Origin of the sequence: Paractinoplanes abujensis, assembly GCF_014204895.1 — a bacterium.
Taxonomy (GTDB): Bacteria; Actinomycetota; Actinomycetes; order Mycobacteriales; family Micromonosporaceae; genus Actinoplanes; species Actinoplanes abujensis.
Genome location: NZ_JACHMF010000001.1, coordinates 1,166,562 through 1,179,805 on the forward strand (window position 1 = coordinate 1,166,562; position 13,244 = coordinate 1,179,805).

General features: G+C 71.2%; 14 protein-coding genes. 8 read left to right on the forward strand and 6 right to left on the reverse strand.

Annotated elements, in window-relative coordinates:
- Positions 1-155: 155 nt before the first annotated feature.
- Positions 156-323 (reverse strand): hypothetical protein, encoded by a 168-nt coding sequence (locus BKA14_RS04685; protein ID WP_184949701.1) that lies wholly within the window; start codon positions 321-323, stop codon positions 156-158.
- A 9-nt stretch (positions 324-332) separates the two neighbouring features.
- Complete coding sequence (locus BKA14_RS04690; RefSeq protein WP_184949702.1) at positions 333-713, reverse strand: NYN domain-containing protein; 381 nt, start codon at positions 711-713, stop codon at positions 333-335.
- Between the two features lie 131 nt (positions 714-844).
- Between BKA14_RS04690 and BKA14_RS04695 the strand changes: the two genes are divergently transcribed.
- Positions 845-3,373, forward strand: coding sequence for an ATP-dependent Clp protease ATP-binding subunit (locus tag BKA14_RS04695; protein ID WP_184949703.1), 2,529 nt, complete (start codon positions 845-847; stop codon positions 3,371-3,373).
- Between the two features lie 40 nt (positions 3,374-3,413).
- Here the strand turns inward: BKA14_RS04695 and BKA14_RS04700 are convergent, their stop codons facing one another.
- Positions 3,414-4,403 (reverse strand): LysR family transcriptional regulator, encoded by a 990-nt coding sequence (locus BKA14_RS04700; RefSeq protein WP_184949704.1) that lies wholly within the window; start codon positions 4,401-4,403, stop codon positions 3,414-3,416.
- Positions 4,404-4,503: 100 nt separating this feature from the next.
- On the reverse strand, positions 4,504-5,082 hold the full coding sequence (locus BKA14_RS04705) for a hemerythrin domain-containing protein (protein ID WP_239092494.1): 579 nt from the start codon (positions 5,080-5,082) through the stop codon (positions 4,504-4,506).
- A 64-nt stretch (positions 5,083-5,146) separates the two neighbouring features.
- On the opposite strand from BKA14_RS04705, the gene BKA14_RS04710 reads away from it, so the two are divergent.
- Both BKA14_RS04710 and BKA14_RS04715 read left to right on the forward strand, forming a co-directional pair.
- Positions 5,147-6,454 carry a M20/M25/M40 family metallo-hydrolase gene (locus BKA14_RS04710; protein WP_184949706.1) on the forward strand — a complete coding sequence of 436 codons (1,308 nt, stop codon included), beginning with the start codon at positions 5,147-5,149 and terminating at the stop codon, positions 6,452-6,454.
- Positions 6,455-6,475: 21 nt separating this feature from the next.
- Positions 6,476-7,156 (forward strand): hypothetical protein, encoded by a 681-nt coding sequence (locus BKA14_RS04715; protein WP_184949707.1) that lies wholly within the window; start codon positions 6,476-6,478, stop codon positions 7,154-7,156.
- 50 nt (positions 7,157-7,206) lie between these two features.
- Here the strand turns inward: BKA14_RS04715 and BKA14_RS04720 are convergent, their stop codons facing one another.
- A complete protein-coding gene (locus tag BKA14_RS04720; protein WP_184949708.1) occupies positions 7,207-7,398 on the reverse strand; it encodes a DUF5703 family protein in 192 nt (63 codons plus the stop codon).
- Between the two features lie 117 nt (positions 7,399-7,515).
- Positions 7,516-8,511 carry an aldo/keto reductase gene (locus BKA14_RS04725; RefSeq protein WP_184949709.1) on the reverse strand — a complete coding sequence of 332 codons (996 nt, stop codon included), beginning with the start codon at positions 8,509-8,511 and terminating at the stop codon, positions 7,516-7,518.
- A gap of 133 nt (positions 8,512-8,644) precedes the next feature.
- Between BKA14_RS04725 and BKA14_RS04730 the strand changes: the two genes are divergently transcribed.
- The 5 genes from BKA14_RS04730 (at position 8,645) to mshC (ending at position 13,193) form a co-directional block, all read left to right on the forward strand.
- Positions 8,645-9,697, forward strand: coding sequence for an LLM class F420-dependent oxidoreductase (locus tag BKA14_RS04730; RefSeq protein WP_184949710.1), 1,053 nt, complete (start codon positions 8,645-8,647; stop codon positions 9,695-9,697).
- On the forward strand, positions 9,697-10,380 hold the full coding sequence (locus BKA14_RS04735; protein ID WP_184949711.1) for a histidine phosphatase family protein: 684 nt from the start codon (positions 9,697-9,699) through the stop codon (positions 10,378-10,380). Before BKA14_RS04730 ends, BKA14_RS04735 begins: the two co-directional genes overlap by 1 nt.
- A gap of 110 nt (positions 10,381-10,490) precedes the next feature.
- Positions 10,491-11,084, forward strand: a complete 594-nt coding sequence (locus tag BKA14_RS04740; protein WP_184949712.1) for a DUF3090 domain-containing protein — start codon at positions 10,491-10,493, stop codon at positions 11,082-11,084.
- On the forward strand, positions 11,081-11,896 hold the full coding sequence (locus BKA14_RS04745; protein WP_184949713.1) for an SCO1664 family protein: 816 nt from the start codon (positions 11,081-11,083) through the stop codon (positions 11,894-11,896). The genes BKA14_RS04740 and BKA14_RS04745 overlap by 4 nt, the downstream gene beginning before the upstream one ends.
- Positions 11,897-11,954: 58 nt before the next feature.
- A complete protein-coding gene (mshC, locus tag BKA14_RS04750) occupies positions 11,955-13,193 on the forward strand; it encodes a cysteine--1-D-myo-inosityl 2-amino-2-deoxy-alpha-D-glucopyranoside ligase (RefSeq protein ID WP_184949714.1) in 1,239 nt (412 codons plus the stop codon).
- Positions 13,194-13,244 lie beyond the last annotated feature (51 nt).

Sequence of the window (13,244 nt, forward strand, 5' to 3'; positions counted from 1 at the left end):
GCGAGGGCGTGGCGCCGGGCCCGCTGCCCCTGGTGGCGGGGTTCGGGCTGGCGCCAACAGCAAGATCGCGCGCATGGGCAGGATCGGGCCGGCGGCAGGATCGCGCGGGGCAGGGTATTGGCTCGCGCGGAGGCGCTGGGCCTCACCAGGAGTTGTCAGCCGTGCTGGAGGGCCCACGGGGGCCAGAGCGGCGGGGGCGTCCAGAGCGGCATCGTGCGGCCCGATGCCGAGGGCGCGAAGTCGCGGCGCTCGTGGTCGTTGCCGTAGAGGGGCAGCGAGGGCGTGATCCAGTCCGGAGCGGGGGCCCAGAATCCTGCGATCACGCTCACAGCTTAGCGGCGCGGGACGCTGGAGGGACCCCGCACTTCGGCCCCGTGCGCCGTGACGCGGTCGCGCAGGCCGCGGTCGGCGGTGATCACCACGACGCGCCGCGGGCCGGCCTCGGCCCGGACGAGATCGGCGATGGTGTCGTCGCCCGAGCCGCTCGCCCGCACCACGTCGACGCCCTGCTCGGAGGCGGGGATGTCGCGCGCCTGACCCTCCACGACCAGCGCCACCGCCACCGGGCCGGGCAGGCCGGGCAGCCCGGCCGCCAGCACCGGGACGAGCGCATCGCGCAGCCGGACGGCCGCACCGGCGCGGTCGCGCCACCACCCATCGGGTACGGAACCGACGACGTTGGCCCCGTCGACGATCACGAGAGGTACGGTCATGAAGTTGAGCCTACCCGAGTCAACTTTCTTCGAGAACGGGGAATGGTTGGGCGGGGCACAGCGCTGATACGGGGCGTGCGCGGTGGGTATGCCCGCCGGCACGACGGACACGTAAAGAAGAGAGAAGACGTATGAGCATCGGACCGATCGGACCGACTGGTCCCGGCCAGTGGGACGACTTCTTCGCGCGTTTCTTCGGTGCGGCGGACCCGCGCCGTTCGGCGCGCATCGATATCACCAAGTACATGAGCGGCGACGCGCGTGAGGTGCTCTCCGCCTCCGCCCGCCGCGCGGCCGAGCTCGCCGATCCGGACCGTCCGGTCGCCGACCTGGACACCGACCACCTGCTGTGGGCGGTCCTGCAGCAGGAATCGATGAAGCAGACCGTGCGCCGTGCGGGCGCCGACCCCGAGTCGCTGTTGTCCGCGCTGGGCCGTCCGGCCGGTGTGCGCGAGGAGCTGCCGGCCCAGGTCGCGCTGACCCCCGCCGCGAAGCGCGCGCTGCTGGACAGCCTGCAGATCTCGCGGGCGCTCGGCTCCTCCTACGTGGGTCCCGAGCACATCCTGATGGCGCTGGGCCTCAACCCCGACTCGGCGGCGGGCCGGCTGCTCGCCGGCAAGCTCGACGCGCAGGCCCTGCAGCAGCAGGGCAACGTCGAGCCCAAGCCGAGCCCGGGCCGGGGCGGCACCCCGAGCAACCCCAACACCCCCACGATCGAGCAGTTCGGTGTGGACCTGACCGAGATGGCCCGCCGGGGCGAGATCGACCCGGTGATCGGCCGCGCCGACGAGATCGAGCAGGCCGTCGAGATCCTCTCCCGGCGCACCAAGAACAACCCGGTGCTGATCGGTGAGGCAGGCGTCGGCAAGACCGCGATCGTCGAGGGCCTGGCTCAGCGGATCGTGGACGGCGACGTGCCGCTGACCCTGGAGAACAAGCGGGTCATCCAGCTCGACCTGGCCGGCCTGGTCGCGGGCACGCGCTACCGCGGTGACTTCGAGGAGCGCCTGCGCAAGGTCATCGACGAGATCCAGAGCGAGGGCGACAACCTGATCGTCTTCCTCGACGAGATCCACACCCTGGTCGGCGCCGGTGGTGGCGGCGACGGGGGCGGCATGGACGCGAGCAACATGCTCAAGCCGGCCCTGGCCCGCGGGCAGCTGCGAGTGGTCGGCGCGACCACGCTCGACGAGTACCGCAAGCACATCGAGAAGGACGCGGCTCTGGCCCGGCGGTTCCAGCCGGTGCTGGTGGGTGAGCCGTCGGTGGAGGACACCGTGGCGATCCTGCGCGGGCTGCGCGACAACTACGAGGCGCACCACCAGGTGCGGATCACCGACGAGGCGCTCGACGCCGCGGCGGAGCTGTCCGACCGTTACATCACCGACCGGTTCCTGCCCGACAAGGCGATCGACCTGATCGACCAGGCCGGTGCGCGCGTGCGGCTGCGGGTCAAGACCCCGGACGCGGGCGTACGGGAGCGGGAGCGCCGCCTCGACGAGCTGTCCCGCGACCGCGACCAGGCCGTGGCGGCGGAGAACTACGAGAAGGCCCTGGCCCTGCGCGACGAGATCAACGCCTTGAAGCAGGGGCTGGAGTCGGGCGACGAGGGTTCCTCGAAGATTCCGCAGGTCACCGAGGCCGACATCGCCGAGGTCGTGTCGCGGGCCACCGGCATCCCGGTCGCGCAGCTCACCGAGGAGGAGCGGGAGCGCCTGCTGCGCCTCGAGGGGCACCTGCACGAGCGTGTGATCGGCCAGGACGACGCGGTCGTGGCGGTGGCCGAGGCGGTCCGCCGTTCGCGGGCCGGGCTGGGCGACCCGGACCGGCCGGTGGGCAGCTTCCTGTTCCTCGGCCCGACCGGTGTCGGCAAGACCGAGCTGGCCCGTTCGCTGGCCGATGCGCTGTTCGGCGACTCGGACCGGATGATCCGGCTCGACATGAGCGAGTTCCAGGAGCGCCACACCGTGTCGCGGCTGGTCGGGGCGCCTCCCGGCTACGTCGGCTACGACGAGGCGGGGCAGCTGACCGAGGCGGTGCGCCGCCGCCCGTACAGCGTGGTCCTGCTGGACGAGATCGAGAAGGCCCACCCGGACGTGTTCAACATCCTGCTGCAGGTGCTCGACGACGGGCGCCTGACCGACAGCCAGGGCCGCACGGTGAGCTTCAAGAACACCGTGCTGATCATGACCAGCAACCTGGGCTCCGACCTGATCAGCGGCACCCGCCGCAGCGTCGGGTTCGGGGCGGCCGGCGGCGCCTCGCCCGACGAGGAGCTGCGTGACCGGCTCGACCGGCGGCTCAAGGAGCAGCTGCGGCCCGAGTTCATCAACCGGATCGATGAGATCATCATCTTCCGGCAGCTGGAGCAGGAGCAGGTGCGGCAGATCACCGAGCTGATGCTGGGCGAGACGCGGCGCCGGCTGCACAACCAAGACGTCACCCTGAAGATCACCACCGCGGCGGTCGACTGGCTGGCCGAGAAGGGCTTCCAGCCCGAGTTCGGCGCCCGCCCGCTGCGCCGGGTGATCCAGCGCGAGCTGGACAACCGGCTGTCGACCATGCTGCTGGCGGCCGACCTGGCCCCCGGTCAGACGGTCAAGGTGGACGTGGCCGACGGGGCGCTGACCCTGACGGCCGACTCGCCCGCCAAGGTCTGATCACCACGAGGAAGGGCCCGGCATCACGCCGGGCCCTTCCTCACTTCTCAGCGGCGGCCGCGAGGCTGCCGACCACACCGAGCTGCGGGTAGTCGGCCATCCAGTCGACGAAGTCGGGGTTGCGCTCCACGACCTCCTGATACGCCTCCTGGGCCATCTCCATCAGCTTGCCCGAGCTGTTGGCGGCCTGCGAATCCGGATGCCAGCCCAGCACGAGCCGCCACCGCAGCGGGGCCCCGCGCAGCGGCCGCGACGTCAGCCCGGCCGGTGGGCGGAACGTGCCCTGGCAGAGCGCGAGCGCCAAGCCCGACTCGACCATGTCGATGCATCCGCGGACGTCGCTCTCGAGCATGCGTCGCGGGGTGAAACCGGCCCGGGCGCAGGCGGCCGCGAAACAGTCGCCGAAGCAGCCGTCACCGGTGGCCGCCACCCACGACTCCGAGGCCAGCTCGGCCAGGTCGACATCGGCGTTCTTGCTGCCCGGATGGTCCTCGGGCATCAGCGCGCAGATGCCGTCGATGGCGATCGTCTGCCACACCAGCCCGTAGTCGGCCGACGGGAAGGCGTCGCCGCACACCCCGACCTGGGCGTAGTCGAGCTTGCCGGCCAGCACCATGTTGGCCAGGTCGTCCGTGTAGTAGGAGGCGTGCGTGGTGATCTGGGCGTCGGGCTGGGCCTGGGCGAGCCGGGACACCATGCCGCCGATGATCGGGCCGCCCAGGGCTCCGATCCGATAGCGGCTCATCGTGTCGAGGCCGCTCGCGCCGGCCAATCGGGCCGCCTCGTCCTGCAGGCCTTTCATGGCCGGCAGCAGCACCCGGGCCCGGGCGAGCACCAGCTCGCCGAGCGCCGTGGGCCGGGCGCCGCGACGGTCCCGCTCGAACAGCGGGCCGCCCAGGGTGCGTTCGATGCGCTGCAGCTGCGCGGTCAGGGCCGGCTGGGCCAGCCCCAGTTGCGAGGCCGCCTTGGTCACGCTGCCTGTCTCCGCGATGGCGCAGACCACCTTGAGATGCCGCAGCTCCAGGTTCATAACGTGACGTTAGGACCAACAAGACATCGAAGGCTAGACCTATAGACGGATGAAAGATCCCCCACATGTGACAAATCGGTTAACGAATCCGGTGATTTACCTACAAATCCTTGGCGTACGTCGTGCGGCCGGTGACAGCATCGCGCAGTTTGTCCACGACGGCGACGGCCGGGTCGACGACCTTGTTCCAGGGCGGCGTCGAAGGTGTGCCCGGGTGGGGACGGGTCGGCGCGGCCTCCTCGGCGGTCTCGAACCGGTTGCCGACCCGGATCAGATCCTCGATCGGCACCATCTGCACAAGAACGGGCAGCAACTCCTCGGCGTCGGCGTCCACGTGCCGCCGTACGGCATCGGAAACGTTTTTGATCGTCTCGGGGGAGCGGCTCTTCTGCAGTTGTTGCAAAGTGACCAACAGCTGGCGGTCCTCGGCCAGCTCGCGCGCGGCCAGCTCCTCGCCGCCCGGCACCGTCCGGCGTACGGCGGGGTAAAGGTATTGCTCCTCGGCGCTCAGATGCCGTGACAGCTCGGCGATCACGACCCCGGCCAGGCGTTTGTCCTCGGGGTCGGCGGTGAGCCGGTCACACAGCTCGAGCAGCTCGCGGTGCTCCTCGGTGACCACGTCAACGACATTGCGCCCGGTGGTCTCGCCACCCACGGGCGGCAGCGGGGGAAGATTCAAGGAAGACACGGGTCGGCCTTTACCCCGGGCGGTAGCTGTCACAAACCCCTGGTAAGAAGGGCAGATGGAGACCACCCCCGCCGACGAGGTCGTGGGCATCTGCCGCGACCTGCTGCGCATCGACACCACCAACACCGGCGACCCGCGGACCACCGTGGGTGAACGCGTCGCGGCGGAATACGTCGCGGAGAAGCTGAGCGACGCCGGCATCGAGGTCGAGCTGCACGAGTCGGCCCCCACCCGGGCCAACCTGGTCGCCCGCATCCCCGGCGCCGACCGCAGCCGCGGGGCCCTGCTCGTGCACGGCCACCTCGACGTCGTGCCGGCCGACGCGAGCGAATGGTCGGTCGACCCCTTCTCGGGCGAGGAGAAGGACGGCTACCTCTGGGGCCGCGGCGCGATCGACATGAAGGACTTCGACGCGATGATGCTCGCCGTGGTCCGCGACTGGTCCCGCACGGGTTACGTGCCCCCGCGCGACATCGTGCTCGCCTACACGGCCGACGAAGAGGCCGGCATGCAGTACGGCTCGCAGTGGCTGGTGGAGAACCACCGCGACAAGTTCGACGGCTGCACCGAGGCGATCGGTGAGGTCGGTGGCTACTCCTACACGGTGAACGACGACCTGCGCCTCTACCTCGTGCAAACCGCCGAGAAGGGCCTGGACTGGCTGCGCGTGCACGCCACCGGCCGCCCCGGGCACGGCTCCTTCATCCACGACGACAACGCGGTCACCACCCTGGCCGAGGCCGTCGCGCGGGTCGGCCGGCACCGCTTCCCGACCGTGGTCACCCCGACCGTACGGGCGTTCCTCGAGCAGGTGGGGGACGCGCTGCAGATCGACATCGACCCGGAGAACCCGGAAGTGGCGATCGCCAAGCTGGGCCCGATCGCCAACCTGATCGGCGCCACGATCCGCAACACCGCCAACCCCACCCGTCTCGAAGCCGGCTACAAGGACAACGTGATCCCGGGCCGGGCCTCGGCGACCATCGACTGCCGCACTCTTCCGGGTGAGGCCGACCGGTTCCTGGCCGAGCTCAAGGAGCTGATCGGGCCCGACGTCGAGATCGAGCACGTGCACCAGCAGCCGGCTGTGGAGACCGAGTTCGGTGGCGAGCTCGTCGACGCGATGGGGGCCGCGCTGCGCGCCGAGGATCCGGGTGCGCGTACTGTGCCGTACCTGATGTCCGGGGGCACCGACGCGAAGGCCTTCTCGACGCTCGGCATCCGTTGCTTCGGGTTCGCCCCGCTGCGGCTTCCGGCCGACCTGAACTTCGCCTCGTTGTTCCACGGCATCGACGAGCGCGTCCCGGTGGAGGGACTAAAGTTCGGCGTGCGTGTGCTCGACCGTCTGCTCCGGAACAGCTGACCTGCGGAAGGACCCAAACCGATGACCGACCAGAACGCGGAACTCGACGCCGCCCTCGAGCGAGTGATCGAGGCCTCCCGGGCGCATCTCGCGGCGGTCAAGGCGGCCGAGGGCCGTGTCGACGACGACGGCGTGTGGCAGGCCTACGTCGACTTGAACAACGCCTCTTTCGCGTACGACGAGAAGCTGCTCGACGCGTACGGGGAAGTCACGCCGTGGGACGTCGAGTCGATCGACCCCAACGAGGCCGACCAGCGCTTCGGCCTGGGCGTCGACGGCTTCGCGGCCGGTGACGGCGCCGACCCCTACCCGCAGGTGCTCTCGGTGCGCCAGCGCCGCGACTACCGGGTGCCCAGCGTGTCGGCCCTGCTGCGCCGGGCCGAGGACGCCCGCCGCCAGTCGGTGCCGGAGGACGAGGACGCGGGCCCGGTCGAGAGCGTCGGCGAGGCCGTGCTCGAGCTGCTGCAGGCGGGCGACGGGTCGCTCTCCTCGCTCGACGTGCCCGAACTGGAGCCGCTCGACGGCCTGCTCACCGTCAGCGAGATCGCCACGCCGCTCGACCTCGACGAGTTCGAGGACTCCGACGGCGACGGCCCGTTCGCGCCCAAGGAGGGCGACCTGCTGGTGGGCCGGCTCGACGAGCACCCGTTCCTGCCCGACGAGGACGAGCACGATCACGACCACGCCGGTCACCAGCACTGAGTCTCTTCATCTGTGACCGAAGAAGGCCCGTCCACCTGGACGGGCCTTCTTCAGTAGCTCAGCCCCGGCTGCGGGCTGGGCTGGATGCGCCGGCGGAGCATCACCTTGCGGCTGCCGTCGGCGAAGAGCTGCACCCGGGCTAGCTCCCACCCCGAGAACTCCGCCTGAATGGCGAGTCTCGCCGCCGCGGTCAACCGATCGACATTCGAGGGCAACCGCAGCGGCGCGTATTCGTAGTCCATGCAAGCTAGAGTGCACCGCTTCGAGGCACCCGACAAGCATTGACGCCGGGTGCGCGGCCGCTGCGGTGACGATCACAGAACGGTGCCCGTCCGCCCGGCCGTCCGGGCCGGAACAGCTCAGTCCTCGCCGTCCGGGTAGCCGACCCCTTCGCGCTCGGGATAGCCGACGTCGATCGCCGACACGTCGTCCAGCGCGTGCGCGATCTCGATCGGCAGCACCAGCTCCTCGCTGAGCAGCGCGCCCTGCAGCTGCCCGGCCGTGCGGGCCCCCAGGATCGGGGCGGCCACGCCGGGGCGGTCGCGGATCCAGGCCAGCGCGACCTCGACCGGGGTCACGCCCAGCCCGGCCGAGGCGGTGACGACCGCTTGCACGATGCTGGAGCTGCGCGGCTCCAGGTAGGTCTGCACGAACGGGGCCAGATGCTCGGTGGCGGCCCGCGAGTCGAGCGGGCGGCCGTTGCGGTATTTGCCGGTGAGCACGCCCCGGCCCAGCGGCGACCAGGCCAGCACCCCGAAGCCCAGGGCCTGCGAGGCGGGCATCAACTCGCGCTCGATGCCCCGTTCGAGCAGCGAATACTCCATCTGGGCGGCCACGATCGGGGCCCGGCCCGGGTAGGCCGACTGCCAGGTCGCGGCGCGTGCCGCCTGCCAGGCCGCGAAGTTCGAGACGCCCACGTAACGCACGCGGCCGCTGTTCACGGCGTGGTCGAGGGCGGCCAGGGTCTCCTCCAGCGGGGTCTGCGGGTCGTTGCCGTGCACCTGCCACAGGTCGACGTAGTCGGTACCGAGCCGCCGCAGCGACGCGTCGAGCGAGCGCAGCAGGTTGCCGCGGGAGCCGTCGCGGCGGCGGTAACCGTGCGGGGTCAGACCGGCCTTGGTGGCGATCACCACCTCGTCGCGCGGCACGAGATGGTCGAGCAGTGAGCCGATCACCGACTCCGCGTCGCCGTCGCCGTACACGTCGGCCGTGTCGAGGAGCGTGCCACCGGCCTCGAGGAAGAGCTTGAGCTGCGCCGCCGCGTCGTCCGGGTCGGTGTCGCGGCCCCAGGTCATGGTGCCCAGAGCGAGCCGGGAGACCGCCAGCCCGCTTCGGCCTAGCGGTCGTTGCAGCATGAGTGAACCTTATTCAGAGTCTGTCAATAGCGAAATGCCGCTGCCCACGTCAACCCCGTCGGTTACCTGACCGAGATCACCTGGCGGAGGTCAGTAGGCTTCGGGGGACGTCGTCGTCAGTGGGAGGCAGATCGTGCGGCTCGGACTCAACCTGGGTTATCAGGCGGCGTGGACCACGCCCGCCGATCACTTGGCGATGGCGCAGGAGGCCGACCGGCTCGGCTACGCGGTGGTGTGGTCGGCCGAGGCGTACGGGTCCGACACGGTCAGCATGCTGGCCTGGATCGCCGGCCAGACGCAGCAGATCGACCTGGGCGCGGCGGTCATGCAGATCCCCGCCCGCACGCCCGCGATGACGGCCATGACCGCGGCCACGATCGACACGCTGTCCGGCGGCCGGTTCCGGCTGGGCCTGGGCGTCTCCGGCCCGCAGGTCTCCGAGGGGTGGCACGGCGTCCGTTTCGCCAAACCCCTTTCCCGTACGAGGGAGTACGTGGAGATCGTCAAGATGGCGATCGCCCGGCAACCCGTGTCCTATCAGGGCGAGCACCACACGTTGCCCCTGCCCGGCGGTCCCGGCAAGGCGTTGCGGCTCGGTTTCCGTCCGCCCCGCGAGGCCGTCCCGATCTACCTGGCCGCCGTCGGCCCCAAGAATCTGGAGCTCGCCGGTGAGATCGCCGACGGGTGGCTGGCGATCTTCTTCGCGCCCGACGCGGCGGGGGAGTATCTGCAGCACATCGAGCGGGGCCGGGCCAAGAAGGGCCTCGGGCTGACCGGCTTCGACGTGGCACCCAGCGTGCCGGTCGTGGTGGGCGACAACGTGGCCTGGTGCGCCGACGTCATCCGGCCCTACGCGTCGCTCTACGTCGGCGGCATGGGCAGCCGCGAACAGAACTTCTACAACCAGCTCGCCGTACGCATGGGTTACGCCGACGCCGCGGCCAAGGTGCAGGATCTCTACCTCAGTGGTCAGAAGGCGGAGGCGGCCGAGGCCGTGCCGCAGGAGTTCATCGAGCGCACCTCGCTGCTGGGCAACAAGATCCAGATCAAGGAACGGATCAAGCAGTACGCCGCGGCGGGCGTGGGCACGCTCTCGATCAGCCCGTACGTCGGCGACCTGAAGAGCGGCCTCGACTCGCTGCGGATCGTTGCCGAGGCGTTCGACGAGTCCGGCGTGGCCGAGTAGTGGCCACCGTTCTGCTGCTCCGGCACGGGCGCACCACGGCCAACGCCACCGGCGAGCTGGCCGGCCGTCGCCCCGTGGAGCTCGACGACACCGGGCGTGCCCAGGCCACGCGGGCCGGCGAGCGGTTGCGCCCGCTGCCGCTGACCGCCGTGGTGACCAGCCCGCTGATCCGTTGCCGCACGACCGTCGAGCTGGCCCTGCCCGCGGCCGAGCCGGTGATCGACGAGGGCCTGACCGAGTGCGGTTACGGCGACTGGGAGGGCCGGCCGCTCAAGGAACTGGCCAAGGAGCCGTTGTGGCCGGTCGTGCAGCAGCACCCGAGCGCGGCGGTCTTCCCCGGCGGCGAGGCCATGGCGGCCATGTCGGCCCGCGCGGTGGCCACGATCCGCCGCTGGGACGCGCGGATCACGGAGTCGCACGGCCCCGACGCGCTCTGGCTGGCCTGCAGCCACGGCGATGTGATCAAGGCCATCGTGGCCGACGCGATGGGTCTGCACCTCGACCAGTTCCAGCGCATCGTGGCCGACCCGGCCTCGATCAGCGTGATCCGCTACACGCCGACCCGGCCCTTCCTCGTACGGCTGAACGACACGTCCGACCTGGCGTCGCTGATCCCGCCCCCGTCGCAGGACGGCGCCCGCTCCGACGCGGCCGTCGGCGGGGGTGCCGGAGCCGGGGCCTGACTTCCCTCTGTGACTGGTGAGTCACCGCATGTGGATGGGTGTTGCGCCCTCGGCGAACCCGGGCCGATCGGGATGCGCGGGGTGGTCCGGTCGTGGATAGGGTTGTCGGCATGACCCACCAGGTGCACTCGTTCGAGCCGCCGGAGCGGTTCGTCGCCGGGACGGTGGGCGAGCCCGGCGACCGGACGTTCTTCCTCCAGGCGCGTGGCGGCGGCCGGGTCGTCAGCGTCGCGCTGGAGAAGGTCCAGGTGTCGCTGCTCGCCGAGAAGCTCGAGGAGCTGCTGACCGAGGCCAACAAGCGCTTCGGCGTCTCCCTGCCCGAGCTGCCGGTGCTGGCCACGCACGACAACGAGCCGCTCGACACCCCCGTCGACGAGGAGTTCCGGGTCGGCACGCTGGGCCTGGCCTTCGACGTCGACACGAGCACCGTGGTCATCGAGGCGATCGAGGCCGGCGAGACCGAGGTCGAGATCGAGCTGGGCGACGACGAGCCCACCGTCACCGACGAGGACGACGACGAGGACGACGAGCCCGACGACGACCTCGACCGCCTCCGGGTGCGGCTGACCCCCGAGGCGACCCGCGCGTTCATCGACCGCGCGCGCCGTGTGGTGGCCGCCGGCCGGCCGCCCTGCCCGCTCTGCGGCCAGCCGCTCGACCCGGCCGGTCACCTCTGCCCCCGGCACAACGGCTACCACCGGTGACCACCGAGCCCGCCGCCGCGCTGGCCGAGGCCGACGCCCTCGTCCTGCTGCAACGGGGCCGGCTCGAGATCGAGGGCAGGCTGGTCGACGCCTCCAACACCACGCTGCGGGCCGAGATCACCCTCGACGGGCTGACCCGCCGCTGCGTCTACAAGCCGGTGCAGGGTGAACGCCCGCTGTGGGACTTCCCGGACGGCACGCTGGCCGGCCGCGAGGTCTCGGCCTACCTGGTCTCCCAGGCCACCGGGTGGGATCTGGTGCCGCCCACGATCCTGCGGGACGGCCCGCTCGGCTCGGGCGCCCTGCAGCTCTGGATCGACGAGCCGGAGACGGCCGAGTCGCTGATCGGCTTCGTCCCGGCGTGGGACGTGCCCGAGGGGTGGCTGCCGGTGGCCAACGCCCGCGACGAGGACGGCGACGCGTACGCGCTGGCCCACGCCGACGACCCCCGGCTGGCCCGGCTGGCCGTCTTCGACGCGGTCATCAACAACGCCGACCGCAAGGGCGGCCACGTGCTCTACCCGGCGACGGGTTCGATCCACGGGGTCGACCACGGCGTCAGCTTCCACGTGGAGAACAAACTGCGTACGGTGCTCTGGGGCTGGACCGGTCAGCAGCTGATCCCGGAGGCCTCCGACGTGCTCAACGGCCTGCTCAGCCGGCTCGACGGCCCGCTCGGCGCCGCCCTTGAGGAACACCTCACGATCACCGAGGTGCAGCACGTGCGCAAACGGACCCGGCGCCTGCTGCGGGGCGGCCGCTTCCCGAACCCGCCCGAGGACTGGCCCGCCATTCCCTGGCCGCCGGTCTGACTGTCGTTTTAGCCACGCTCTCGGGCGTGTCTCAGGTGCCCTGGCTAGGCTCCTGACCATGGATACCTGGACCGGGCACGACGTGCCGACCCTGCCGGGCGAGGCGCCGTCGCCGCGCCTTTACGACTCGGCCCGCCGCGAGGTCGCCGCCACAGCCCCCGGTTCCACCGCCACGATGTACGTCTGCGGCATCACGCCGTACGACGCGACCCACCTCGGGCACGCCGCCACCATGATCACGTTCGATCTGGTCAACCGGCTCTGGCGCGACGCCGGCCACGACGTCAACTACGTGCAGAACGTGACCGACATCGACGACCCGCTGCTCGAACGGGCCGAGCGCGACGGGGAGGACTGGATCGTCCTCGGCATGCGCGAGACGGCCCTGTTCCGCGAGGACATGGAGGCGTTGCGGATCATCCCGCCGGCGCATTACGTGGGCGCGGTCGAGTCCATCCCGGCGATCGTCGAGCACGTGCTCGAGCTGCTGGCCTCCGGCGCGGCGTACACGCTCGCCGACGGCACCGGCGACGTCTACTACTCGATTGCCGCGGCCCCCCGCTTCGGCTACGAGTCCAACCTGTCCCGCGACGAGATGCGGGTGCTCTCGGCCGAGCGGGGCGGAGACCCCGACCGCGAGGGCAAGCGCGACCCGCTCGACCCGCTGCTGTGGCGCGGCGCCCGCGACGGCGAGCCCGCGTGGGAGGGCGGCGACCTCGGCCCCGGCCGCCCCGGCTGGCACATCGAGTGCACGACGATCGCCCTGGGCCGGCTGGGCGACACGATCGACGTGCAGGGCGGGGGCAGCGACCTGCTCTACCCGCACCACGAATGCTCGGCCGCGCACGCCGAGACGCTGACCGGGCAGGCGCCGTTCGCCGCGCACTACGTGCACGCGGGCATGATCGGGCTCGAGGGCGAGAAGATGTCGAAGTCCAAGGGCAACCTGGTCTTCGTGTCGCGGCTGCGCGCCGACGGGGTCGACCCGATGGCCGTGCGGCTGGGACTGCTCTCGGGCCACTACCGCAGCGACCGCGAGTGGACCGACGACGTGCTCAAGACGGGGGAGGAGCGGCTCGCACGCTGGCGTTCGGCCGCCGCCGCCCCGGCCGGTCCGTCGGGGGACGGGCTGCTCTCCGCCGTACGGGAGGCTCTGCACAACGACCTGGACTCGCCGGCGGCGCTGGCTGTGGTGGACGCGTGGGCCGAGGCCGCCCTCACGAATGTGGGAGAGGACGATCAGGCGCCCGCGCTGATGGCCCGTACGGTCGACGCCCTGCTCGGAATCCGCCTCTGAGCAGACTTCTGAGCGGACTTCTGCCACGGGCGACCCTAATGGTCCGTGCCG

Coding starts and splice junctions, on each gene's coding strand:
- BKA14_RS04690 (WP_184949702.1), bottom strand. CDS start 713: ATGACCGTACCTCTCGTGATCGTCGACGGGGCCAACGTCGTCGGTTCC.
- BKA14_RS04700 (WP_184949704.1), bottom strand. CDS start 4,403: ATGAACCTGGAGCTGCGGCATCTCAAGGTGGTCTGCGCCATCGCGGAG.
- mshC (WP_184949714.1), top strand. CDS start 11,955: ATGGATACCTGGACCGGGCACGACGTGCCGACCCTGCCGGGCGAGGCG.
- BKA14_RS04715 (WP_184949707.1), top strand. CDS start 6,476: ATGACCGACCAGAACGCGGAACTCGACGCCGCCCTCGAGCGAGTGATC.
- BKA14_RS04695 (WP_184949703.1), top strand. CDS start 845: ATGAGCATCGGACCGATCGGACCGACTGGTCCCGGCCAGTGGGACGAC.
- BKA14_RS04710 (WP_184949706.1), top strand. CDS start 5,147: ATGGAGACCACCCCCGCCGACGAGGTCGTGGGCATCTGCCGCGACCTG.
- BKA14_RS04740 (WP_184949712.1), top strand. CDS start 10,491: ATGACCCACCAGGTGCACTCGTTCGAGCCGCCGGAGCGGTTCGTCGCC.
- BKA14_RS04725 (WP_184949709.1), bottom strand. CDS start 8,511: ATGCTGCAACGACCGCTAGGCCGAAGCGGGCTGGCGGTCTCCCGGCTC.
- BKA14_RS04720 (WP_184949708.1), bottom strand. CDS start 7,398: ATGGACTACGAATACGCGCCGCTGCGGTTGCCCTCGAATGTCGATCGG.